The organism is Lachnoclostridium sp. An131 (genome assembly GCF_002160825.1).
Classification (GTDB): Bacteria; Bacillota; Clostridia; order Lachnospirales; family Lachnospiraceae; genus Laedolimicola.
The window spans coordinates 1-1,879 of the sequence record NZ_NFLI01000036.1; the positions used below are offsets into that span (position 1 = coordinate 1).

Below are 1,879 nucleotides of genomic sequence, written 5' to 3' on the forward strand. Positions count from 1 at the left end.
GGTAGTGTCAAATGAGTTATGAAAAAATGAAGTCTAAGAAATAGGCTCAGATTGAACCTTGAAAATTGCAGATATGATGTTTGATGGCAGCTTACGCCACCCTTGACAGCACACAAAAGCAATGCTCTGAGTGCCTTATCGACGGCGAAGAACTCAGGAACAGGCTGGTTTCTCCGTCTGGATCACAGCATTGTAGCATTGTTTTTGCGTGCCATCAAGGGTAAATCCCTCCGGGATGGCTGAGTTGTTATCTCCGGCTCTGAATCTAGGAACAGACTTATTCTTCTGCTTGAGACTTCTGCATCTGCAGGATGGTCTGTTGCCCGAGAAAGATAAGCAGCTGCCACTTGCCCGGCATGTTGTCGGCATTTTCCAGATGCTCTGCTTTATTGAGAACACGATAGTGGTTGTGCTGATGCGGTCTGAGAAAGTTATAATAAGCGACCCAGAGGGCGACATTGTAGTTGGCACCCTCATAGTTGTCATAGCCGCATGTTATGCGGTAGGAGGCTTTGAACGTACGGTTGAGACGCTCGATCATCTGTTTGAAAGGGCGGAACTCTTTGGAGACTTCGTCCTCGTTCGTGAGCCCGATGACCTGAGTGATATCAAAGCGGAAGTTCTCACCGAATTGGTGGAAGAACTGCTGAGCCGCAAGCGGATAGGCGCTGTAGCCATCGGCGATAAAGCGGAAGTTTTCCGGAAGCTGCTTCAACTTACGGAAAGCCATGCGCATAGCAAGGATGCAGGGACCTACCCCGCGGTTGTCAGAGACCTGATAGCCAAGAATGGAGCGGGATACCGCATCCATGATGAACCAGATGTATCCTTTGATCCCGCGGACTTTGATATAGGTTTCATCGGCGATAAAGGTGGTTCCGGTCTTGTACTCATAGTTGTCAACGAAAGGCTTGATGACGAGGGCGGCAGTCCGGGCATAATTGGCGACCTGCTGGTGGGAGATCCGGATGTTGTAAAGATCTTTGAGAGCCTGAGAAGTCTTGCGCAGGGAGAGACCAAGATTTACATGGAGAGTCAGACAGAGCCCCATGACATGGGCGTTATGCCGGCTGAACTTCAGGGAAGAAGCATTTTTCGGAAGGGAGTTTAAATCCATGCGAAAGAAATCTACAGTGAATTCACGGTAGATGTAATGGAGCTTGTATTTATTTTTCCCGTAAGCCTCATTGAGATGTTCTGGCTCCACTTTTTTAAGGTTATGGAGATAGTAAGGGCATTTCGGGTTTACGCACTTATGCAGGACAAAGAACTTCCGGTCTTTCTTTGGGACAAGAGTATTCCCACAGTGGGGACAGCGAAGTTTTATGGCAGAAAAGCGGTTATCCTGCTGAGAGAACTTCGCGTCACAGACTTTGCAGGAAAGCTGTCCTTTGGAGCCGTTGTTCTTGTAAAGATAGGGTTTTGGAGCCTGACAACGGGGACAGGAACATTCTTCCGGGATGTCACATTCGGACTGACGTTTGATGGGGCAGATCTTCTTGCCGTAACGCTTATGGAAGTAAGGAATCAGCTCCTTATAGGTCCAGTCCTGACGGAAATCCGTAATCAAAGGAAGTTCATCAATCTTGTACTTCTGGTATTTTGGGGAATGGGAGTCATCAAACGCCCACTGCTTGAGAGGGATGTATCTGCAGATAAAATTTAATAACCAGCAATTCAACTGATAAAGGTATTGAATAATGGTGAGAAGATAAAGTATAATGTCCATGAGCGTTGGCTCCTTTTGTATAAGGTTGGTTTGGCGATTGACATTATACCAGAAAAGGGAGGTCAATGCTCTTTTTATTTGCAAACCTCCGAAAAATCAAGGTAAAGCGTAACTTTTACAATAAAAAAAGAAGGTAGTTTTGACACTACC

At 46.5% G+C, this 1,879-nt stretch carries 1 protein-coding gene; it reads right to left on the reverse strand.

Annotation, left to right across the window (positions count from 1 at the left end; all coding sequences use genetic code 11):
* Positions 1 to 277: 277 nt before the first annotated feature.
* Positions 278 to 1,729, reverse strand: coding sequence for a DDE-type integrase/transposase/recombinase (locus B5E77_RS16670; protein WP_087166482.1), 1,452 nt, complete (start codon positions 1,727 to 1,729; stop codon positions 278 to 280).
* Positions 1,730 to 1,879: the final 150 nt, after the last annotated feature.